Genomic DNA, 22,827 nt, shown 5'->3' on the forward strand with positions numbered 1-22,827 from the left:
AGAAGAAAATACGGAAAATGAAGAAATCGCAGAAATCGAGGAATTATCGGAAGAACCGGAAATGGATATGTCCATGTAGGACTTGAAATACGGCGGTTTATGTGATATAATGTACAAGATAAAATTCTGAGAGGAATACGTTCATGAGTAAAAACAGTAAGATCTGCCCGAACTGCGGCAGAAAAATGAAACAGCAGTTTATCGGATTACAGCATTGTAAGTGCGGTATAAGCTGGAAACATGATATGGGTTACTTTGAACGCACAAACGATATGGTATTCGCTTTGCAGCGTGTTAAAATCGGCAAGAAGGTAAAGCAAATGCCCATTATACGAATAAAAGAGCGAAAGGAAAATGAATATGCCGAATAAGCCGCTCCTTGACCGAGCCTTATACAAAAAAATTAAAGCTATGGACCGTGAAACAATGGACAATTTCATTCAGAATATATATCAGACAGGAAAAGACGACGTACACGCCACAGAAGTCGACTTCGACAAGCTGCGTGAAGATATATCCAAGATCAAGGGTATCGGAGAAAGCCGATTGAATGAAATAATGGCTGTGATCGAAAGTCATATAGGAGCTGACTCCGAATAATACAATTAAATATCGCAGAACTGCCGTTAAATGAGAGATCATTTAGCGGTTTTTTTATTGTCAAAATCAGAAAGGGGCGCTTTGAATGATACGAGTATTCGACGCATTTTCAGGCATCGGAGGCTTCCGATCTGCTCTGGAAAGAGTCGGAGGATTTGAAATTGTGGGGTGGTGCGAGATTGACAGATTTGCGCAGAAAGCCTACAAAGCACTGTACGATACCGGAGGTGAACAATTTTATGAAAATATCAGAGATATTGACGTCGGAAAACTTGCAGACTTTGATCTCCTTATTGGAGGTTTCCCCTGCCAGCCGTTCTCGGTCTGCGGAGCAAGAAAAGGCTTTGCCGACGAGCGAGGAGATCTGTTCTTTGAGCTTGCCCGACTGCTTGAAGCGAAAAGACCTAAGTATTTTTGCTTTGAAAACGTACCCGGTCTCATGGGGATTGACTCGGGAAAAACTTTTGCAAAAATCATTGAAACGCTTTCTCAACTGGGGTATTGCGTGGAATGGCGTGTGTATAACAGCGCCGATTACCTTCCCCAAGTCAGAAAAAGAGTTTACATTGCAGGATGTCTTGGAATCGACTGTTCCGGAAAAATACTGGCTTTCGGAAAAAGCGACAGCCAGAATTGCCGGAAAACTGAACAAATCATAGGCGGAAGTCAAGGCACGAGAGTTTATGATCCCGATGGACTTGCGGTGACGCAGTGCAGCGGTTCGGGCGGTATGGGCGGAAAAACAGGTCTGTACTTTATTGACAGCAATCCTCCACCTAATCTCACAGAAAATGCAAGATGTATAACCGCAAGGCAGAACAGCGGAGTAAGTCATCACAAAGGTGAACACTCCGCTGTTTTTTGTGATCTGAACGAAAATCCGCAGATTACGGAAAACGCCCGATGTCTGCATACAAGAATGGACTTGGGGGTAACAAACGGAACTCATAAAGGAGAAAGATCGGGAGTTCTGATTGAGGACGGACCGAGAGCAATTATCAATCCGTTTAAGGAAACTACCCGTCAAAACGGCAGACGAATAAAAAATCCCAACGAACCGATGTTTACGCTTACGGTAACCGATCGACACGGGATTGTCCACCATGGACGGATAAGACGCCTTATGCCAATTGAGGCATGGCGGCTGCAGGGTTTTACAACAGAGCAATTCGAAAAAGTTGCGGCAACGGGGATGTCCGACGCACAGCTCTACAAACAAGCCGGAAATGCCGTAAGCGTACCCGTTGTTGAAGAAATTGCGAGAAATTTATTGAAATTTGATGAGGAGATAAATTAAATGAATAATATGATCAAGATTTTCAAAAATGAGGAATTTGGTTCTCTCAGAATTTTAAAGGATGATAACGGCAGAATTATGTTCTGCGGCAAGGACGTGGCTTCTGCATTGGGCTACAGCAACACAAAGGACGCAATAAGGCGGCATTGCAGGTGGGGCGTGAAACACGACCTACCTCATCCGCAGTCCCCAAGCAAGACCATTAAGATGATTTTTATTCCTGAGGGCGATGTTTACAGACTTGTCGCACACAGCAAACTGCCAAGAGCTGCGGAATTTGAGTCGTGGATTTTTGATAAAATTCTGCCTCAGATCAATCAAACAGGCGGCTACGTCAGCAACGAGCAAATGTTCATAGAAAACTATCTTCCGTTTCTCGACGAGCCGTACCGCAATCTGTTCCGTTTGCAGATGATGGCTATCAACAAGCTGAACGAGCGGATACGTCACGACCAACCGTTAGTGGAGTTTGCGAATCAGGTTGCAAATACCGATAATCTCATCGACATGAACGCTATGGCAAAATTGGCAAGAGCCGAAAATATCCCTGTCGGAAGAAACAAGCTCTACGGCTGGCTTAAGAGTATGAGAGTGCTTATGGCGAATAATCTCCCCTATCAGGCGTTTATCGACCGAGGATATTTTGCGGTAAAGGAGTCGGTGTTTGAAACTCCGACTATGACCAAGACCTATCAGCAGACGTTTGTGACGGGAAAGGGTCAGCATTTCGTCATAAATCTGCTGAAAAAATATTACGGGAAGGAGGTTTTGCAATAATGGAGATCAAAAGCATTTCTTTACACGATCTGAGAAAAATGAATGACAGCGAGGGACTTGTCCTGCAAGGGTGCGGCGGCGATCTGCAGGAATGGGTCGACGGCATAAACGATATGCTGACGGAAAGCGGAATATTGCAGAATGACAATAGGTTTGAAAAGGCATATATCTTTAAAAACGGAGGCCTTACCTGTCTGCTGTTTCCCTTTGAAGATGTTCAGCTTGATGTAGGTAAGCTTGCAATATGGCGGCTCCGGACGAGGGAGGATTTCGGAAGCACATGGCTGTCGGATTACATTGTGAACAATCTTGAAGAATGCGTTTCGGAACAGGACGAAGATTTAGAAATGGAGATGGGTTAATGCATACAAACAAAATCAAAGCTAAAGTGGACTTCAAGTTCTGTATTGGAAGTATTCCTGCAATGCTGAGAGCGACAAAACCCGTACTTTCGGAGCGGCAGTACAAGGAGCTGTGCAATGAGGTAAACAAAGCCGACGGCTACCTTGAACAGAAGCGAATAATTTTTTCATACGTTGACCCGATAATCAAGGGCTGAAAACAGCGTAAAATCTAATATTTATTAAGGTCGTTTTGCCAACAGCAGATCAAAAATCTGGTGCTTGCAAAGCGACTTTTCTCCTGTTGGTATAAACGGCAGAAAGGAAAAACATGAACAGTTTTATGTCATGGGTAGGAGGAAAAAAGGCTCTCAGAGACGCCGTACTTGCGAGGTTTCCACCCTACTATGAGCGGTATATAGAGGTTTTAGGAGGCGCAGGCTGGGTTCTGTTCCATAAGCCGCCCGGTATGGATTTTGAGGTATATAACGATTTTAACAGCAATCTTTCTAATCTGTACCGCTGTGTCAGAGATAAGCCAAATAAGCTGAAATACAAGCTGCGGTACGTCCTCAATTCCCGTGAGGATTTTGATTGGATAGCAGGGCTTCATAAACGCAATCTTTTCCCGAAATTTCGGGACATTGATCGTGCGGCAAAATTTTATCAGCTTATTCGTTACAGCTATGCAAGCGGACTTGACAGCTTTGCAAGTCAGCCGCATTCCATTTGGTCGGACTTCCCGATGATAGACTTGGCGGCGAGGCGATTGCAGAAAGTCATAGTTGAGAACAAGGATTTTGAAAAGCTGATACGGCAGTATGACCGCCCTGTCAGCTTTTTCTACTGCGATCCGCCGTACTTTGCTACCGAAAACTATTACAAGGACGTCGGGTTTAAAACCAAGGATCATATCAGACTGCGTGACACTCTTCTGGATATCAAGGGCAAGTTTCTTGTTTCTTACAACGACTGTCCCGAAATTCGTGAGATATGGGACAAGCCGAATATCCGCATCGAGGAGATCAGCAGAATTAACAACTTGGCACAGCGGTACGACGGCGGCTGTCAGTATGCGGAACTCCTCATATCCAATTACGATACGAGCGAGAGAGCAAGGTCTGTACGCCAGCTCTCGCTGTTTGACGATGAAACAGACAATTTTGGAGGTATAATTTTATGAAAAAGATAATTTTTGCACAGGTACTCACAACAAATGGAAAGACCGAATTTTCGGGACTTTACGATGAAAACGGGAATCCCGTAAGAGTAGAAACAGAGTGCGACGGCGGCGGTGTTTCTCTCACGATATGGCGTAATGCTCCCGAAAGAGAACGCCGTGATTGTGGTATCTCGGATGAAGAGATCGAACGGACTTGCTCCATGCATGATGATTGTGGTAATTGTCCATTGTATGCTTACTGCGGCGAGGAAACGGAGGAATGCAGTGATGAATAAAATTGTACGGGTGTTAGGAAAGAAAGGCAGAATTACGATACCCTATGAAATACGGCTTGCCCTTAATATACGGTCAGGGAATATTCTTAGCTTTGACGCCAAGGGAAATACGATAACTGTTACAAAGGAGAAGCTGTGTGACGACTGCAAATCGGAAAGTGAACCGCTTGATTCCTTTGTAGAGTCACTTGTGCTGGAGGAAAGAGAAAGGCTTTTAAAAACTCTTATGAGACTTAAAAGAAAAGGAGCTGTGAAAAACGTATGAGTTATCTGTACAGACAATCTTTTGAAAACGCAAAACTCACCGGAGAAATTGAGGCATACCGTGAAAGCTGGACGGAAAATATCCGCTGTAAAAAAGCGATAGAATCGGCTATTTCAGATAGTTTCGACGGTTTCACTCTGAATAAAAATGGGGCTAAAAAGGTCATAGCCGATTTCGGTTATGACCGTACAATGTGGGTGCTTGCCGCAAGCATTCTTAATAAGAAAGATGACGGTCGTTTCTCCCGTGAGAACAAGGAGTGGGCAAGGTCTGTTATCCCCTCATATCTTCCCCAAAAAGAAATGCGCGAATACTGTGTTGATTCTCATCCCGCCGTGCTTAACGGCTTTATCGATCAGGTAAAGAAAAGATATGACAGGCTCGGACTTGTGGGCGAAAAACAGTGCGTTCAATCCGATAAGCCGCAGGATTACGAAAGAAAGCTGTTGATCCTCAAGCCCGAAATCCTTAACGAACAGTTCAAGGACCCAATAAATCAGTATTTCTACGCAGCAGGCGGCTTTGGCTGCGATCCCGAAAAATCGGGCAGAAAGGTATTCGGGCAGTTCCTTGCGGACGACGAAAAAGCACAATTCTACCGTGAGGATTTCTTCGGAGTTGCCGACTATGAGCAGCTTCCGAAATGGGCGGTTGAACGGCTTGAACAGATCGAGGCTCCGCAGATGAAGATCAGGATTTTTCAGATCGACCATGAAAAGGACCGTAATAAGCTCGCTTTTATGAATTACGACTACACACAATCACATGGCGGCATAAAAGCTGAGAATTACCGTCAGATTTACGGCGGTACTGTGACCTGTGACAGCCTTGAAAGTGTTTTCGCCCTTTGCAATTCGGACAAAACACCTCCCGGATATCTCGGAGAGTCGATGTCAGTCAGCAATGTCATTGAAATCTGCGACGGCAAGGATAAAGGCTTTTACTTCTGCGACAGCGTTGGATTCAAGCCGATAGACTTCGATATCGATAAAACAAATCATTCGGATATAATGAAAATTCTTATCGTGGAAAACGGAAAAGCTCCATATGAAGCTGAAATTCGCAATGATATCCATGCCATGCAAGAAGTTGTGGGCGGCAGCATCGAGCCTATATATTTCGAACCCCAAAACAACGCTCTTTGCTGGTGCAATGATGAATTTCTGCTGAACGGCTCTGCTCCAAACAGAATAGTGGGAGAAACTCTTGTCCACGGTACATTCTACATTTCAGGCAACTACCGGAACGAATACGGCGAATGGGACAGCTGTTCACTCACCGATGAACAGATAGAAAAGTACAAGCAGCAGTTTGATCATATCATAGTAGATCTGCCCGGTATCGGGCTGGTTGCTGTGAGAGAAACAAAGCCGGAAGTGATCCAACCGCTTGAAGAATATGAAGAAGAACCGGAAATCGAACAGACAATGTAAAGGAGAATGAAACTATGAGAATACACGCATCTATCAACAGAATGGTAAACAAAGAGGATTCAGCAATCAAGCATATGCCAGCGTAACAATGGACGGTATGTTCGCCGTTCACGGACTGAGGGTCATCGAGACCGAAAAGGGCAGATTTGTCAATATGCCCTCCACCTCATACACCGATAAGGACGGCAACAAGCAGTACAGCGACACCTTCCACGCCATAACCAAGTCGGCGAGAACTGCCGTAAATCAGGCTGTGCTCAATGCTTATGATCTCAAGCTGCAGCAGGTTCAGCAGACGGATATCGAGGTGGAGAACACTCCCAATGAGGAAATGTCGGAGCCTGAAGATGAACCTGAACCGGAGCTAAGTATGTAGTTTGCTAAAGCTTATGCTGTGCAAATTGTCACAAGGGTAGAATTTCGGTAAAAAGTCTGGATTTTAAAGTACTAGTGTGATATATTGCTTGTCAAGGAGCGTGATAATATGAAAAAAGCAATGGTCATATCAATATTCTGTGCGGTATTTTTATCAGCTTGCGGAAATGCAGCGGAAACTGCCGAAAGATCAGTAAGCGTCGACACTTCGGCAGTGAGCCAAACTACGACTGCGGTCACAGTTTCCGCAGTAACATCTGCAAAGGAAGAAAAGGATACAAGCGAAGCCGCAACTACTACTTTTAAAACAAGTTCGCAGACGGTATCCGAGACTTCAAAACCGACAAATATCACAGTAACTACGACCAAGAAATCTGGTTCTTCAAATGCGAACGGAAATTCTAATCAGGGTCAGAATAATAACGGTCAGGAAAATAACTACCAGCCTGCACAGAATAATCCGCAGCCCGATAATTCGCCGTCAAATGATCCTCAGAGTAATAACGGAGCGGAACAGAATAATACCCCCTCTCCTCCGTTAACAACGGCAAAGCCTTCGGTAACGAATCCGCCGACTACTACAACAACTAAGCCGCAGACTACAGTACCGCAGACTGAACCGCCTGAAGTTGTAATTGAAGATACAACAAACCTGCAAAGTGTTCTGAATTATGTAAATTCGCTCGGAAGAACGACCGATGAATATTACAACATCGGTGCAGGATTGAGTCACGATGGTTCTGATTATGGAAAAGCCGAAGCCGTGTATAATTGGATTCAGAATAATGTCAGCGGAAATTGTCAAGTGTTCTCAGTGGCAACAATGTATGCCTGCAAGGGGATTGGGCTTGAATGTCGGTATGCGTTTTTCTCCCCCGATGACTGGTATGGACACATGGCAAATCTGGTAAATGTGGACGGAGCATGGTATGTGTTCGACACACAAGGCGGCAGATTTTTAAAATCAGATAAATACGGTGATATTACCCGGATATTTGATGAAAGTGATATTACAATTGATATTTCGGTAAGCGAATCTGCTTACTAATTAAGTAAACAACAAATATGCAATAAAGAGAGTCGGATTTCTCCGACTCTCTTTATTTGCGCAAAATCAAAGGAGAAATGCAATATATGTTTAAAATTAAATCAAAGATATTAAAGAAACTCAGCGCAGGGTTCATGGCAGGACTTTGCGTTTTTTCTATGCTGGGCTCATCTATGAGCGGAGTTATCACAGCGATTGCGGCAAGTACGTCAACGGAAAATTCAGCTTTTCCATCAGCGGATACGGTTGTAGCAAAAGCTGCAACTCTTCTCGGCTCGCCGTATACCTTTGGCAATAAGGGCTATTGGTACGCATACAATCAGGGACAGTACACTCCGCTGTCGGTACAGACGATCAACAACCTTGGTATCGACTGTTCGGGACTTGTGTACTACACGCTCACACAGCTCGGCTATTCTACAAGCGGTTTTTCGTGGAATAACCCTGTGCCCGTTGATACTGCTCACTGGCTGACTGTCAGCGACAGCTGTACGATCACCTACAATGGCGTAACCTCTAAGGTTGGCGTGGAAAAGGCAAATATCAAGACTACCGACCGCCCGTATTGGGAATGCTCCGACGGTTCGACGATCACTCCCGGTTCGGTTGTTGTGGCGGAGAATCCCGGCGGTATCGACCACGCATGGATATATATGGGCGAATTTGACAGCCGTTCCGACGTTGTTTCTTATCTGAAATCTATCGGAGTTTCCGAATCGCTCATAACAAGCTCCACAGTCGGCGACGGCACAGGCGCAGGAGGTACTCATTGGAGGATCGAGTCCAACGGATCTCAGGGTGTTGTCATTAACAACAATACCGACGGTAAAACTGCGACTGCGATGAATATGTACGCTTTCAGGATCACAAAAACTGATGTTACCTTTGAGATCGATAAGTACAATACGGACGGTAATCTTGTAGGAAAATCAAGTGTTGACAATTCCACAGCGGTATACGGAATCTACAGTGACAAGTCCTGCACAAAAAAGGTTGGCGAAATCGCCATAGGCGCTGACGGCACAGGTAAAATTCAACTTCCCGACAGCACTTATTACGCAAAGGAATTAAAAGCTCCTACAGGTTATTCTATTGATCCTACTGTTTATACAATCAAAGCAGGAAAAAACAAGGTGACAGAGGATTTCAAAACAGGAACAATTAAAATTAACAAAACCGCAGAGGACGGAATCATCAGCGGCAGGGAGTTTAAAATCACCTATTCATACAATGGAAAATCGCTCTCTGAAACTGCCAAAACCAATGCAAACGGAATTGCAACCTTTGACGATCTAAGAGTTTATGATATGTCCACAGGTAAAGCAATTGTCTACACCGTATCCGAAATCAACGTAGATACGAGATATGAAACTCCGAAAGCGCAGAACGTTACGCTGACGAGCGGAAATGTTGATCTGACTGTCAATGTCAATTTCAACAATGAACTTAAAACAGGTTCAATCAAGATCAATAAACAGTCAGAGGACGGAGAGAACGGCGGCAGAGAATTCACTGTCACAGGCAACGGAAAGACCTATACCATTACCACAGGTGAGGACGGTATCGCTCTGCTTGAAAATATTCCGGTTTATGACAGTAATAACGAAAAAATCACCTACACAATCAGCGAGAAAAACGTTCCGATAAAATATGTGATTCCTGCTGATCAGACAGCAACTCTTACAGCTGACGCAACCACAACTAAGACATTCAAAAATATCCTCAAGAAATTTACCGTTGAGGTGACAAAGCAGGACGCAGAAATGGTCTCCGCACAGGGCGACGGTACTCTTGCAGGCGCAGTTTACGGCATTTACCGTGACGGAGCGCTTATTGACACCTACACCACAGATGAAAACGGATATTTCAAGTCCAAGGAGTATGTCTGCGGAAATTACACAGTTCAGGAGATTTCTCCCTCCGAGGGATATCTGCTTGATATGACTGTTCATTCCGTAGGCGCAGAGCCGGAAAAATACACAATTGAAAGTAATCTCATTTCTATGACTGTGACTGAGGACGTAATAAAGGGCAATATCTCAGTCATCAAGCATACGGACGACGGCTCGACTCAGATCGAAACGCCCGAAGTCGGCGCTGAATTTGAGGTTTATCTCAAGAGCGCAGGCAGTTATGGAAATGCTGCTGAAACAGAGCGTGATCATCTGACTTGCGATGAAAACGGCTTTGCACAGACAAAGGATATGCCATACGGCGTTTACACTGTGCATCAGACAGTCGGCTGGGAGGGTACTGAGTTTATTGCTGACTTCGATGTCAACATCAGCGAGAACGGACAGACCTACCGCTATCTTATCAACAATGCAGAGTTTGAAAGCTATGTTAAGGTGGTAAAGGTCGATTCCGAAACAGGAAAAACAATTCCTTATGAGGGCGCAGGCTTTGAGATCTATGATTCAAACGGTCAGAAGATTTCTATGACTTTCAGCTATCCTACTCCCACAACTATCGATGTATTTTACACAAACAACGAGGGATACCTCATCACTCCCGAGGTTCTTCTCTACGGCGAATATTCTCTTGTTGAGGTTCAGGCTCCTGTGGGTTATGTTCTGGACAGCACGCCCGTGCCCTTCACAGTTTCTGCTGATAACGCAGAGGAAGAAAATGCTTTGACAGTCATTAAAGTTCACAAAGAAAACACCGCTCAGAAAGGCAGAATTTCGGTTCAGAAAACAGGTGATATTTTTAAAACCGTTGCTATGGCGTCCTCCGCTTACACGGATGAAAACGGCGAGATGACAGTAAATCCAACCACCTACACTCCCGTGTTTGCAAGCGGAAATCTTTCCGGCGCAGTATTTCAGGTGATCGCTTCGGAGGATATCGTTACGCTTGACGGCACAATCAGAGCCAACGCAGGCGATGTTGTGGCTGAAATTACAACCGATGAAAACGGCTATGCGGAAAGCGATCTGCTTTATCTTGGCAATTACGAAATCAAGGAGGTTTCTGCACCGTTTGGCTATGTTCAGAATACGGAATCACAGTTTGTTGAACTGACCTATGCAGGACAGGAAATCGCAGTGCTTGATACCGTAAATACGTCATTTGTCAATGATTATCAGGACGTTGAGATCAGTCTCTCAAAGGTTATGGAGAACGACGAGCTGTTTGGCATTTACGGCAAGGACTGCTATACAAGCGTAAGCTCGGATTGTTTGCAGCAGAAGATATTACGGCGGCAGACGGTACTGTAATTCCTGCGGACGGACTGATTTCAGAAGTTTCACTTGCTGAGAATATGACTGCAAAATTTGATGTACAGATACCTTTCGGATGGTATTATGTCAAAGAAATTTCTACTGATGAACACTATATTCTTAACGGAGAAAAATATCTTGTAAACTTCGAGTATATGGGACAGGACATTCAGAATGTGGATATTGACTGCGGACAATTCGTAAATCTTCTCAAGCGTGGCAGGATAGAGGGACATAAGGTAGATGACAAGAGCGAACCTCTTGAAAATGCTGTGTTCGGGCTGTTTACTGCCGACTGCGTGAAGTTCAGCAGAGATACTGCAATAATGACTGCCGCCTCAGATGAGAATGGCTGTTTTGAGTTTACAGATGTTCCTTTCGGACAGTATATCGTTCGTGAGATAGAAAGTCCAAGGGGGTATATTCTTAGTGACAAGGAATATGCTGTCAGCATTGCAGAGGACGGAGAAGTTATTGAGATAACTGCGGAAAACAAACCTATTACTGTTGAGATCTCCAAACGTGATGTGTACGGAAACGAACTTGTGGGTGCTGAAATGGTGCTTGAAAATGCTGACGGTGAGACAGTTGATAAGTGGACTTCCGACGGCACAAACCACATTGTTTCAAAGCTTGGTGCAGGTGAATATATGCTTAAAGAAATTGCCGCTCCCGACGGTTATGTGATTGCAACGGACATTAAATTTACTGTTGATGTTTACGGCAATGTTATCGTAGAAAACGTTGAAGCCACAGTGACTTCGGAGAACGGCAATCCGCTTATCGTTATGGTAGATGACACAACAAAGGTGCAGATTTCCAAGCAGGATATCACCACAGGTGAGGAACTGCCCGGCGCAACGCTCCAAATCATTGACGAGGACGGAAATGTTGTTGAGGAATGGGTATCTACAGACGAAGCTCACTTCATCGAAGGCAAGCTGATCGCAGGCAGAGAATACACGCTCCGTGAAACGATAGCTCCCGACGGTTATGAGATCGCAAGCGAGATAAAGTTTACTGTGAACGATGACGGAACTGTGACTGAGGTCGTTATGTACGATGAGCTGACGTCTAAAACGGATACTCCGTATACTGGCGATAACCACAATGATTTTGCAGCTTTTGCAATGCTCGGAGCTGCAAGCGTGATCATTGCCATTCTTATCATCACAAAGAAAGGAAAAAAGCATGAATAAAAAAGTTATTCGCACAATTGCGGCTGTCTCGGCAGCCGCCCTCCTTTGTGGGGGAATTTATCTTCTGGTGAAAAACGATGTGGCTCAAAGAATCAACTGGCGTGATATTATGATATACGCTCCTACACCGATAGCGAGAGAAACGCTTGACAAAGCGGTCGATATTAAAAAAAGCAAGCCTTCCGCCGACAGAGTTTCCGAGGATACCAAAGAAGAACTGACCGAACAGGTACGTCAGCTTTCCAACGAGCATGACGATTCTGTGGGTTGGCTGTATGTTTCCGATACAAATATCGATTATCCGATCATGCAGTCGGGAGATAACGATTATTACACACGCAGGGCGGCGGACGGTTCATATTTGTATGCAGGATCACTGTTTATGGACTATCGCTGTTCAAGCGATTTTTCTGACTTTAATAGCGTGATCTACGGTCACAATATGGGAAACGGAACGATGTTTGCGGATATTCCGAATTACGAAAACGAGGAATATTTCATGAATCACAGCTACGGCTGGCTGACCACTGAGAACGATGTCAGGCTTATAGATTTCTTTGCGGTTGCAAGAACTTCCGATACAAGCGGACTTTATCTTGCTGCTCCGAATTTTAATGAATGGGATAATCAGCTCAGAAACTATGCAAGTATTTACAAGGAGATTGAAGTAACCGAAAGTGACCATTTGCTTATGTTATCCACTTGTACAAGTGCGGAGGGTAACAGCCGTACTATTCTGGTAGGAAAAATTATCGAGGAGAGTGATGTGGAATGAAGTTGAAAAAGAAAGTTATTGCAGCGATTGCAAGCACACTCTGCTTTGCAACAATGATGTCGACTACAGCTTACGCTTCCGGCGATGTTGCGGGAGCAGTCCAAAGCACATGGACTACCGCAAGGTCGCAGGTGGTGTCGGTTGTAAACAACGTTGTGTTCCCCGTAATTGACGTAATTCTTGCGGTTTTGCTGTTTGTTAAGATAGGTCTCGCATATCTCGACTATCGAAAACACGGTCAGTTGGAATGGACTCCCATAGCCATAATTTTCGGCTGTTTGATCTTTTCTCTGACCTGTCCGCTGTACATCTGGAGCATAATCTGATAGGGGGATGAATATGAAAGCAAAAGTAATGACTGCAATTTTAGCGGTGTTTATGCTGACAATGACAGCCTGCGGAACGATCAGTCCGCCGATTCAGAATGCTGTTACGGACACAACAACTACAACCACAGCCGAGTCCATACACGACTCGGCTGCCTCTTCGAAGGCTGAAAGTACCGTCGATGAAGGACAGGTAAAATATGGTGCCTTTATTGCGGAGCTTTTCGATTCAAATATATGCTTTGCAGATACAAGCGCATTGGTAACAGAAGCAATGAAAGGCAGTTCCTTTGAGAACGAAATTGATAACTCAAACGGTGTGAATAAAATTACTTTGAAAGGCTCAAACGGCGGCGGTATGATCGATGTTCTGTGTATTGATCTAAGTCAGAGTGATCTTGATCACGATATGGAATATATCCTTGAAAACTTCGGAGATTATTACTTCGGACAGACCTCCGCACAGATGAGCGGTATCACCGAAGATGACTTTGTTTCGAGTTACCGAATGACAAGCAGTGTTGTTTCTAAGGGCAAGTATCAGCAGTACGGCTCTGTTCAGAAATCCGATGGTATGGCGACTCAGTTCGGATACACAGAAACCTATGCTGTGCTGAGTGAAAACAAGCTGACCGTTGTGTCTGGTGCATATCTCAGTACGGATATGATGGAAAGGCAGAGTTTTTCGCAGGTTATGGGAAAATTCAGAGAATGCGTTGGTGGATGAAAAAAGGACTGATTTTACTCAGTCCTTTTGGTAGGGGATTAGATAAACTAATAATTTCGCCAGTTCCTAATCCATTTTGAAAATGATTTTTTAAAAATTGTTTGAAGTTGATTTTCTGCCTTACGGTTACAAATTCTTTACCACTACAAGAATATCTTGCCCTTATATATCAGCTTCAGTGATTATTTTTACATTATTGTCTTTACACCATTTTTTTGCAAATTCAAGCTGATGGGCTTCATATTTTTCTTTTATAAACAGATTCCATTCATCCATACGCCCAAGTTTGGCAAGTTCTGCGCAGAATTTAGAGCTTCCCGGAAATGCATGAAGAATACGATTACCGAATATGGATTTATATGCTTTAGTAAGGAGTTTCTTTTGTTTTGTGTCATTTATCATTTCATCAATGTATTTAAACGTTATATCCCTGTTCCAATTCGGCGAAGCATCTTCTATCTCATGTAAGGTTGGTAATTTAATGCACTCATTTGACTGCAAAAATTTCCAAACTGCATCCTCACCAAGATATTCTTCTGATAGGTCTTCACCATACGCTATTATTTTATTACTTCCTCTAACAATGTAGTATCCATCCGATTCAACATCAGAACAGTATTCCAATGACTCCAATAACACAGATAACTCCACTTGGTATTTTTCGTCCATAATAACAACAATCCAATCAAATTTTGATTTATCAAGTGATATTGCTCTTGATCTTTCTTCTCATTATACCACACCAAACCGAAAATTTTCAACCCGGAAAGGAGAACTTTAATGCCCTACATCCCATTCACAGACGAACAAAAACAGCTTGCCAACAGCGTAGATTTGGCAGAATACCTGCGTGTGCGAGGTGAAAAGCTTGAGCGTGCCGGAATAGAGCATAAGCTCATTTACTGTGACAGCTCCGGCAGGCACGACAGCATAACGCTTCGTGGCTCGACATGGTTTGACCATAAAAATCAGGTTGGCGGGGGTGCGATAAAATTCATGCAGGAATTCTATGACATGGACTTTCAGACGGCGGTACAGGAACTGTTGGGACAGAGGGTAACTCCGCTGTCCCACAGTCCGCCGAAAGTATTGGCAAAGGAAGAAAAGAAAGAATTCAGACTGCCCCAAGCAAACACAAATATGCACAGAGTGTACGCCTACCTCATAAAGCAGAGGTTTATCGCACCGGATATTATATCGTATTTCGCAAAACAGCACACGCTTTATGAGGACAAGGAACATCACAATGCGGTGTTCGTAGGCGTTGACGAAAACGGCGTTCCAAGGCAGGCAAGCAAGCGTTCAACAAATTCTTACGGCAATAGTTTCAGGATCACTTGTCAAGGTTCTGACACAAGATACAGCTTTGCACATTTCGGAGAGGATGAACGACTTTATGTATTTGAAGCTCCCATTGATATGCTGAGCTTTCTGACGCTGTATCCGAAAGAATGGCAGAAACACAGCTACATCGCTATGAACGGAGTTTATGAAAATGCTGTTTTGACGGCTTTAAAGAACCATATTAACCTGTCAGAAGTCATTCTTTGCGTTGATAATGACGAGGGCGGGATCGAGGCTGTTGACCGTTTGAGTGATATTCTCAGAGAAAACGGATATCCAAACGTTAAACGTCTTGCTCCCAAATTTAAAGATTGGAATGAAGATTTAAAGGCAAAAAACGGAGCGGAATTTTTGCCTGCTGTTCCTCATAAGCGAAAGGAAAAATATCTGGAAACAGCAGATAATTTGCAGTTTTTAAAATGCAAATATGATAAGTTAAGAGGGCAGATTTTATCCACTTTAAAAAACGAGCAGTTTAAATTTTTAGCAGAGTATGCATTGGCAGGCTCTGCTTTTTTTATTACGCCAAAGGACGAAAATCTGATGTTTGAAAAGTTAAAATTCAAGCTGAAAGATGAGTACAAGCCTTATACCGACAAGGGCAAAAAGGTGCAGAAACAAAGGGCTTTGCAGGATTGTGTGCAGGAGGTTTTGCATGATCTGAAACAGACTGCCCGAACCCGTGAGCAGTCGGTTCAGACGGCAAAGCTTTTGTATAGCCTTGCAGACAGTGCCTTGCGGTTAAATGTTGAAGATACATTATCCGAACTTACACAAGAGCAAAGCGAATCAGAATACATTGTTTCAGAACCGGAGCAATGTATGGAATTCGGGTAATGCGATACCCTCTGCCTCACGGTGCAATACCTTTAAGATAACAAACTAACTCTTCTTTTAAATACAGAAGAAAGCATATTTCTATGGATAGGAAGTGAAATTTTGAGTGAAAAACAAATGATTTTAATAGGTTTGCTTGTCATAGCTTTCATTGCCTTTTTAGTGGTAGTAAATCTGCTTGACAACAAGTCGCTTAACGGAATAAAGGCAAAAAAAGTCGGCAATGGACAGCACGGAACTGCGAGGTGGGCGACAAAAGCTGAGATAAAGCGTACTTTTATCCCTCTGCCATTCGAGCCGGAGATGTGGAGAAAAGGTCAGAACCTGCCGACTGTTCAAGGTACGGTGGTAGGCTGTCGGACACACGGCAAAAAAACTGTGGCTATTGTAGATGACGGCGATGTTCACACGCTTATGATAGGCGCTGCGGGCGTGGGCAAAACCGCATATTTCCTGTACCCGAACATTGAACTTGCTTGCGCAAGCGGAATGTCGTTTATCTCGACGGATACAAAGGGCGACGTAGCACGAAACTACGGAACTATTGCCAAAAAGTACTATGGCTACAATGTTTCCGTTCTTGATCTGCGTAATCCCACACGCTCAGACGAGAACAATATTCTGCATCTTGTCAACAAATACATGGACATTTATCTATCCGATAAAACCAACCTTTCAGCGAAAGCAAAGGCAGAAAAATATGCCAAAATCACAGCTAAAACAATAATCAATATCGGCGGCGGTGACAGCTCAAGCTATGGGCAAAACGCCTTTTTTTACGACGCGGCAGAGGGTCTGCTCGCCTCGGTTATTCTTTTACTTGCGGAGTTCGGCGACAAAAACGAACGTCATATTGTATCGGTTTTCAAGCTGATACAAGATCTTTTAGCAAAGTATCAGCCTGCGCCGAAAGCAAAGCCTAAGATGTATTTTTCAAAACTTATGGACAAGCTTCCCTCAGAGCATAAAGCGAAATGGCTTGCGGGTGCGGCACTTAATTCATCGGATCAGTCTATGATGTCCGTTATGTCAACTGCTCTTTCAAGGCTTAACAGCTTTCTTGATACGGAAATGGAGCAAATGCTCTGTTTCGGAACAGCCGTGGACGCCGAGAAATTCTGCAATGAAAAATCGGCTATTTTTATTGTTCTCCCCGAAGAAGATACGAGCAAATATTTTATGGTATCGCTTTTAATTCAACAGTTATACCGTGAAATTTTAGTTATAGCCGATGAGCATGGCGGCGCACTTCCGAACCGTGTAATGTTCTATTGTGACGAACTGGGAACTTTCCCTAAAATTGAGGGTATGGAGGCTATGTTCTCCGCAGGTAGAAGCCGAAAAATTAGTATTATTGCGGTAATTCAGTCCTTTGCACAGCTTGAACAGAATTACGGAAAACAGGGTATGGAGATCATTACGGACAACACCCAGCTCACGGTTTTCGGCGGTTTTGCCCCAAACAGTCAGAGTGCGGAGGTTCTGTCAAAATCCCTCGGCGAACAGACAGTGTTAAGCGGTTCTGTTTCGCACGGCAGGGATAAATCCCAATCGCTGCAGATGATAGGCAGACCGTTGATGACTGTGGATGAATTAAAGTCTATGCCCAAAGGTCAGTTTATTGTTATGAAAACGGGAACTCACCCAATGATAAGTAAGCTAAAGCTGTTCTTCAAATGGGGCATAAAATTTGAGGATGAATACCGCCTGCCGGACAAGACTGCAAGGGCGGTTTCCTACAAGGAGCGTGACGAGCTGATCAAGGACATTGAGGTCAAATATCCGCAGAAGAAAAAAGCGGCTCTTCCAACGGAATTTGAGATAACGGAAGACGAAGAATTCGAGGATGAGCCTCCGAAAAAGAAAACCAGTATTAAAACGAATGGGAGTTGATGCAAATTGATACTACCGAGAAGAATTTACGACTTAGGACTAAGCCACAAGGCTGTGTCCGTTTACTGCTATCTGTGCGGACGAGCTGACAAAAACGACGAATGCTATCCCTCCGTAGGTCGAATTGCGGAGGATTTGAACCTGTCCAGATGCACGGTATTTCGGGCGTTTAACGAGCTTGAAGAAAACGGCTTGCTGGAACGTGAAGCAAGATACCACACACAAGGCGGACGGAGAAGTTCATTGTATAAGATCAAGGGAGAGATCACTCCAACGGGAAATCGAGGTGACATGAATGTTTGATTGGATCGGCGACGCCATAGACTGGATCGGAGACGGGATATCAAGCCTTTGGGACAGCACGGTAGGCTCGGCGGTGGACGCAATTACCGACGAAATATGGGACATAATGTTTTCCTGGCTATTCAACCTCATTTACGGCGCAGTTGCCGACTTATTTGAATTCATAAACAAAAGCACAAGCAATATATTCGCTCTGTCGTGGGTGCAGTCGTTCATAGCATTGTTCCACAGCCTTGCCTGGATGCTGTTTGTCTGCGGACTTATTGTGGCGGTATTCGATACGGCAATAGCCTACGAATCGGGGCAGGCAAACATCAAAAACACCTGTCTGAACGTGCTGAAAGGCTTTATGGCGGCAAGTCTGGTGACTGTTGTTCCGCAAAGGCTGTACGCATTCTGTGTGGCGATGCAGGGCACTTTCTCCCATGAACTGCTGGGCGGTTTTATAGGGGCTACATCATCGTCGGTGGCAGGAACAGGGCTTTCCGTCATTATTGCTCTTGCTTCGGATATTTCGCTTTTCAGCCTGTTTTTTATCATACTTTTCGGCTATTGTACAGTGAAAGTTGTGTTTTCAAACATCAAGCGAGGGGGCATAATGCTGTGTCAGATTGCTGTGGGAAGTCTGTATCTTTTTGGAGTTCCGAGAGGTTACACAGATGGATTTTACAGCTGGTGCAAGCAAGTTATTGCCACCTGTCTGACGGCTTTTTTGCAGACCACTATCCTCTATCTCGGACTGCTGACCTACACTCAGCACGCTCTGCTTGCGGTGGGAATTTGCTTGTCGGCAACGGAAGTTCCGAGGATTGCGCAGATGTATGGGCTTGATACTTCCGTAAGAGTCAATATGATGTCTGTCAGTCATACGGTCAGCATGGGGACTAAGGCTGTCGGAATGTTGAAAGGAGGGGCAAAATGAAAACCTACATCTACCCCGAAAACCTGAGAGCCAACGTAAAGCTGTGGTTCTGGAGCGTGCGTGATTTTATCATCATCTGCGGCGGAATAATTCTGTCGGTGATTGTGCTTGTAAATCTGTGGAACGTCCTGCCTTTTGCGGCGACCGCCTGTTTTGCGTTTCTCTCGCTTCGGGTCGACGAAACCGCAATTATGGACTATATCTTCAATGCTGTGAAGTTTTTTGTGACCTCACAGCAGATTTTTTATTGGACGAAAGGAGCATAAAATTTAATGGCAAAGAAGAACAACGGCGTTCAGGGCTTGATAGGTCTTGAACGCTTTACTCGTTTCGGAGTAAAATCCGACAAGGCTGAAATTGCATTTTTCAGCGTAGAGCCGACCAATATTTCCGTGCTGTCTGCGGCGAATATTGACGTGAAGATACACCACCTGATGATGCTGTTAAGCACGATCCCCGACCTTGAGATACTTGCTCTGGACTCCTGCGAGTGTTTCGATACCAACAAGGTTTACGTCAAAAAGCGGTTGCAGACCGAGCAGAACGAGGCGGTCAGAAAACTGCTGCAAGCGGACTATGATTTTCTTGACGAGATTCAGGTGGAGATGTCCTCGGCAAGACAGTTTATGTTTGCGGTACGGTTCAGACGTGAAAAAGACGAGCAGATTTTTAACATCATCAACCGAGTGGATAAAGCGATTTCCGAACACGGATTTGCGGCTCGGCGAATGAGCAAATCTGACATCAAGCGTATGCTTGCGCTGTATTTCGGAACAAGCATTTCAGGAGAGGAAATCCCCGATATTGAGGGAGAAACTGAATTTGATTTGGAGGCGAAAACAAATGAAGAATAAGCAGAAGAAAAAAGAACAGTCCGCAGAGCAGCTTGAGATAATCGACACAAAGGACTTTTTTGACCGCACAGTGCCGGGAGTGATTCGGTTTTACACCGACCACTACATCTGCGGCAACTTTTACAAGTCCTGCTGGGCGGTAACGGAATATCCTACCTCAACGGAAGAAACGGCTATCCTCGCTCACCTTGCCGACAGAAACGGAGTAACGCTTCGCATTTACAACCGCCTTGTTACAAGCATGGAACAGCGTAAAATTGTTCAGCAGGCAATGCGTAAGAACCACATGATGACCACCACAAACGATGTGAACGAGAGCATTAAGGCTCAGGATAACATCAATGATGTAGTGGAGCTTTTGAGTGAACTTCGCCGCAATAAAGAACCACTTCTGCATACGGCTGTTTTTATTGAACTGAAAGCAGCAAGTGAGGAAAAGTTGAAAGAATTACAGGCGGATATATCTATGGAATTAACACGCTCAAAGATATCTGTGGACAGGCTTTTGCTCCGTCAGAAAGAGGGCTTTTTATCGGTTTTGCCGACGGGCAATAATGTGTTCGCAAGTCAGTTTGAACGTGTTCTTCCTGCAAGCTCTGTGGCTAATCTCTACCCTCTAAATTACTCAGGAAAGACCGATGAAAACGGCTTCTATATCGGCAGAGATAAGTACGGGTCTAATGTTCTGGTTGACTTTGATAAGCGTACTGAGGACAAGACAAACAGCAATATCCTAATTCTCGGCAACAGCGGTCAGGGAAAGTCGTACTTGATGAAACTTTTGCTGTGCAATCAGCGTGAGGCGGGGAAAAGCGTGTTAGTCTTAGACCCCGAACATGAGTATGAGGACTTATGTTCAAACCTGGGTGGAACATATATCGATATGATGTCGGGTGAGAATATGATCAATCCGCTTGAACCGAAAGCATGGGGCGACGGCGATAGATTGGAATCCGATTCACCCGAAGCGTTCAGAAAAGTTACACGTTTATCTCAGCATATATCGTATTTAAAGGACTTTTTCAGAGCGTACAAGGATTTCACAGACGCCGAAGTCGATACGATAGAAATTATGCTGATGAAGCTCTACGCAAGATTCGGTATTGATGATTTCACGGATTTCAGTACGCTGAACAGCGAGGATTATCCGATTATGAGTGACCTCTACGAACTCATAGAAAAGGAATTTATGGCATTCGATCACGATAAAAAGCACCTATACACGGAAGAAATGCTGCAGAATATCTGTTTAGGATTACACAGTATGTGTAAGGGTGCCGAGTCAAAATATTTCAACGGACACACAAATATCAAGGACGGCGAGTTTATCTGTTTCGGAGTGAAAGGTCTTATGGACACCAACAAGAGGTTGAAAGATACTCTGCTGTTCAACATTCTCAGTTATATGAGCAATCAGCTTTTAGGGCGAGGAAATACTGTTGCGGCAGTTGACGAGCTCTACCTCTTTTTGACCAACATGACGGCAATCGAATATATTCGCAACGGTATGAAGCGTGTGCGTAAAAAAGAATCCTCTTTCATATTAGCTTCGCAAAATATCGAGGACTTTCTGCTGCCTGAGATCAAGGAGTTTACAAAGCCTTTGTTTTCCATTCCGTCACATCATTTTCTGTTCAATCCCGGTAATATTTCGCCGACTGCGTTTATTGATACGTTGCAGCTTGAAGAATCGGAGTACAGCCTTATCAAATACCCAGAACGTGGTACTTGTCTGTATCGGTGCGGTAATGAGAGATATTTACTACAGGTCATTGCTCCGGCTTACAAGGCGGAGCTGTTCGGTTCGGCTGGTGGAAGATAAAACTGTTCGCAATAAGCGTGAAATTTTAGTTTGACTACAATGGGAGGTATGATAAAAATGCAGAAGAAAAAATACGGCATATGGAAAACTCGCTATGCCGAAAACAGCAGAAATATATTTGAGGATTGGGTTCGTCAGAAAAATGGCGAACCCGTTTTGTTTTCCACAGAGCTTGGAGCTCTCGAATATATGCATAGTATGGAGATGAGAACTCAGAGTGTGTTTACGGAATTTGAAGTCCGTGAGGTGTCATAATGTCGGCAACAGTAGCGGCGGCTCTTAAAAAGATAGCCATTTACATTCTTGGTGACGAAAAGAAACGAGGCAAGCTGTTTGTGCTGATCGGGAGTATCGTCGTTGGGTTTATCGGCTTGATGTGTTTGCCCGTAGCTGTACTTTCAAGCATGGGAAGTATGGAAGTTGAGCCGCCGGAAATAGACAAAAGTCTGTTTAATGAGTCCGCAATAATAGCAGGACTTGACAGCGAGCAGCAGGCAAAAATAACCGAAATCCAAAACAGCGGTCAGGCAATCGAGGACGCTATGACAGGCGCAGGAGTTCGCTCTCAGACCATAAAGGCGCAGCTGATATATATGTCATACTTCGACGGGGTTCAGAATTTCAATGCCGAATCATATGCAAATCTGTTCGCCGCTGCTCCTAACGACAGTGATTTAATTGCGGCGATAAATTCAACCTATGGTTTGGAAATAGACTACGACGAATATATGCGGAGCTACACTTGGGTGATGAACAGTACCATTAACGAGTATATGTTTACGGACGGCACTACTAAAAATTGTTCCGATCTCGCGGCTTGGGCGGAGAATGCGTATGTCTCAGGCTGGGGATATATGAATGGTTTTATCGGCGAAAGAAACGACACTGACCGCATCAGATACGCAGATAACGCAGGACTTATGCTTGGGTATCTGAATTACAACCCTACGGACAAAATGTTCGGTTTCGATTACGATACGCTAGTTTACACGGAGCAAGGCGGTCTT

Annotated in this window: 27 protein-coding genes; 26 read left to right on the plus strand and 1 reads right to left on the minus strand. The window is 44.3% G+C overall.

The annotated features are described in order from the left end of the window. Positions 1-143 precede the first annotated feature (143 nt). From DW793_RS10725 to DW793_RS10800, 17 genes are all read left to right on the plus strand, one after another. On the plus strand, positions 144-371 hold the full coding sequence (locus DW793_RS10725) for a hypothetical protein (RefSeq protein ID WP_117865683.1): 228 nt from the start codon (positions 144-146) through the stop codon (positions 369-371). 55 nt (positions 372-426) lie between these two features. Next, complete coding sequence (locus tag DW793_RS10730) at positions 427-600, plus strand: hypothetical protein (protein ID WP_242992070.1); 174 nt, start codon at positions 427-429, stop codon at positions 598-600. Positions 601-685: 85 nt separating this feature from the next. Next, positions 686-1,897, plus strand: a complete 1,212-nt coding sequence (dcm, locus tag DW793_RS10735) for a DNA (cytosine-5-)-methyltransferase (RefSeq protein WP_117878148.1) — start codon at positions 686-688, stop codon at positions 1,895-1,897. After that, positions 1,898-2,674, plus strand: coding sequence for a phage antirepressor (locus DW793_RS10740; RefSeq protein WP_117878150.1), 777 nt, complete (start codon positions 1,898-1,900; stop codon positions 2,672-2,674). Continuing rightward, positions 2,674-3,036, plus strand: a complete 363-nt coding sequence (locus DW793_RS10745; protein ID WP_118158071.1) for a hypothetical protein — start codon at positions 2,674-2,676, stop codon at positions 3,034-3,036. Before DW793_RS10740 ends, DW793_RS10745 begins: the two co-directional genes overlap by 1 nt. Beyond that, positions 3,036-3,233, plus strand: a complete 198-nt coding sequence (locus tag DW793_RS10750) for a hypothetical protein (RefSeq protein WP_117865688.1) — start codon at positions 3,036-3,038, stop codon at positions 3,231-3,233. The genes DW793_RS10745 and DW793_RS10750 overlap by 1 nt, the downstream gene beginning before the upstream one ends. A gap of 125 nt (positions 3,234-3,358) precedes the next feature. Further along, positions 3,359-4,198: a DNA adenine methylase gene (locus DW793_RS10755; protein ID WP_118158098.1), complete on the plus strand. Its 840-nt coding sequence runs from the start codon at positions 3,359-3,361 to the stop codon at positions 4,196-4,198. Next, complete coding sequence (locus tag DW793_RS14690; RefSeq protein ID WP_181983524.1) at positions 4,195-4,473, plus strand: hypothetical protein; 279 nt, start codon at positions 4,195-4,197, stop codon at positions 4,471-4,473. Before DW793_RS10755 ends, DW793_RS14690 begins: the two co-directional genes overlap by 4 nt. Beyond that, entirely contained in the window at positions 4,466-4,738 is a 273-nt protein-coding gene (locus DW793_RS10760; RefSeq protein ID WP_181983523.1) for an AbrB/MazE/SpoVT family DNA-binding domain-containing protein, read from the plus strand. Before DW793_RS14690 ends, DW793_RS10760 begins: the two co-directional genes overlap by 8 nt. After that, positions 4,735-6,171: a DUF3849 domain-containing protein gene (locus tag DW793_RS10765; RefSeq protein ID WP_118158073.1), complete on the plus strand. Its 1,437-nt coding sequence runs from the start codon at positions 4,735-4,737 to the stop codon at positions 6,169-6,171. Before DW793_RS10760 ends, DW793_RS10765 begins: the two co-directional genes overlap by 4 nt. Before the next feature lie 28 nt (positions 6,172-6,199). Continuing rightward, a complete protein-coding gene (locus tag DW793_RS10770) occupies positions 6,200-6,547 on the plus strand; it encodes a SpoVG family protein (RefSeq protein WP_290126984.1) in 348 nt (115 codons plus the stop codon). A gap of 108 nt (positions 6,548-6,655) precedes the next feature. Then, the gene (locus DW793_RS10775; RefSeq protein WP_117878158.1) at positions 6,656-7,594 is read left to right on the plus strand and encodes a hypothetical protein; all 939 of its coding nucleotides are present in this window, start codon (positions 6,656-6,658) and stop codon (positions 7,592-7,594) included. Positions 7,595-7,680: 86 nt separating this feature from the next. Beyond that, positions 7,681-10,815: a SpaA isopeptide-forming pilin-related protein gene (locus tag DW793_RS10780; protein WP_181983590.1), complete on the plus strand. Its 3,135-nt coding sequence runs from the start codon at positions 7,681-7,683 to the stop codon at positions 10,813-10,815. After that, a complete protein-coding gene (locus DW793_RS10785) occupies positions 10,773-12,017 on the plus strand; it encodes an MSCRAMM family protein (protein ID WP_118158080.1) in 1,245 nt (414 codons plus the stop codon). Before DW793_RS10780 ends, DW793_RS10785 begins: the two co-directional genes overlap by 43 nt. Next, positions 12,010-12,792 (plus strand): class B sortase, encoded by a 783-nt coding sequence (gene srtB / locus DW793_RS10790; RefSeq protein ID WP_117878765.1) that lies wholly within the window; start codon positions 12,010-12,012, stop codon positions 12,790-12,792. The genes DW793_RS10785 and srtB overlap by 8 nt, the downstream gene beginning before the upstream one ends. Further along, positions 12,789-13,118, plus strand: a complete 330-nt coding sequence (locus tag DW793_RS10795) for a DUF3852 domain-containing protein (RefSeq protein WP_117865695.1) — start codon at positions 12,789-12,791, stop codon at positions 13,116-13,118. The genes srtB and DW793_RS10795 overlap by 4 nt, the downstream gene beginning before the upstream one ends. Positions 13,119-13,131: 13 nt before the next feature. After that, a complete protein-coding gene (locus DW793_RS10800) occupies positions 13,132-13,845 on the plus strand; it encodes a hypothetical protein (RefSeq protein WP_118158082.1) in 714 nt (237 codons plus the stop codon). A 162-nt stretch (positions 13,846-14,007) separates the two neighbouring features. On the opposite strand, the gene DW793_RS10805 is transcribed toward DW793_RS10800, so the two are convergent. Beyond that, positions 14,008-14,514: a hypothetical protein gene (locus DW793_RS10805; protein WP_118158084.1), complete on the minus strand. Its 507-nt coding sequence runs from the start codon at positions 14,512-14,514 to the stop codon at positions 14,008-14,010. A gap of 111 nt (positions 14,515-14,625) precedes the next feature. Here DW793_RS10805 and DW793_RS10810 point away from each other — a divergent pair, with 111 nt between their 5' ends. The 9 genes from DW793_RS10810 to DW793_RS10850 all read left to right on the plus strand — a co-directional run. Beyond that, the gene (locus DW793_RS10810; protein ID WP_118158086.1) at positions 14,626-16,026 is read left to right on the plus strand and encodes a DUF3991 and toprim domain-containing protein; all 1,401 of its coding nucleotides are present in this window, start codon (positions 14,626-14,628) and stop codon (positions 16,024-16,026) included. A gap of 102 nt (positions 16,027-16,128) precedes the next feature. Further along, complete coding sequence (locus tag DW793_RS10815) at positions 16,129-17,919, plus strand: VirD4-like conjugal transfer protein, CD1115 family (RefSeq protein ID WP_390624679.1); 1,791 nt, start codon at positions 16,129-16,131, stop codon at positions 17,917-17,919. 6 nt (positions 17,920-17,925) lie between these two features. Beyond that, complete coding sequence (locus DW793_RS10820) at positions 17,926-18,222, plus strand: helix-turn-helix domain-containing protein (protein WP_118158088.1); 297 nt, start codon at positions 17,926-17,928, stop codon at positions 18,220-18,222. Continuing rightward, positions 18,215-19,144, plus strand: coding sequence for a conjugal transfer protein TrbL family protein (locus tag DW793_RS10825; RefSeq protein WP_118158090.1), 930 nt, complete (start codon positions 18,215-18,217; stop codon positions 19,142-19,144). The genes DW793_RS10820 and DW793_RS10825 overlap by 8 nt, the downstream gene beginning before the upstream one ends. Then, a complete protein-coding gene (locus tag DW793_RS10830) occupies positions 19,141-19,410 on the plus strand; it encodes a hypothetical protein (protein WP_118158092.1) in 270 nt (89 codons plus the stop codon). The genes DW793_RS10825 and DW793_RS10830 overlap by 4 nt, the downstream gene beginning before the upstream one ends. A 6-nt stretch (positions 19,411-19,416) precedes the next feature. After that, on the plus strand, positions 19,417-19,998 hold the full coding sequence (locus tag DW793_RS10835; protein WP_118158094.1) for a hypothetical protein: 582 nt from the start codon (positions 19,417-19,419) through the stop codon (positions 19,996-19,998). Continuing rightward, a complete protein-coding gene (locus DW793_RS10840; RefSeq protein WP_118158096.1) occupies positions 19,988-21,820 on the plus strand; it encodes a VirB4 family type IV secretion system protein in 1,833 nt (610 codons plus the stop codon). Before DW793_RS10835 ends, DW793_RS10840 begins: the two co-directional genes overlap by 11 nt. Positions 21,821-21,877: 57 nt before the next feature. After that, positions 21,878-22,075 carry a hypothetical protein gene (locus DW793_RS10845; protein WP_117864993.1) on the plus strand — a complete coding sequence of 66 codons (198 nt, stop codon included), beginning with the start codon at positions 21,878-21,880 and terminating at the stop codon, positions 22,073-22,075. Beyond that, positions 22,075-22,827, plus strand: a 753-nt coding sequence (locus DW793_RS10850; protein ID WP_147342194.1) for a hypothetical protein, incomplete at its 3' end; no start/stop codon positions are given. The genes DW793_RS10845 and DW793_RS10850, both read left to right, overlap by 1 nt.

It is taken from the genome of Ruminococcus sp. AM31-15AC, from assembly GCF_003462045.1.
In the GTDB taxonomy this organism is placed as follows: Bacteria; Bacillota; Clostridia; order Oscillospirales; family Ruminococcaceae; genus Hominimerdicola; species Hominimerdicola aceti.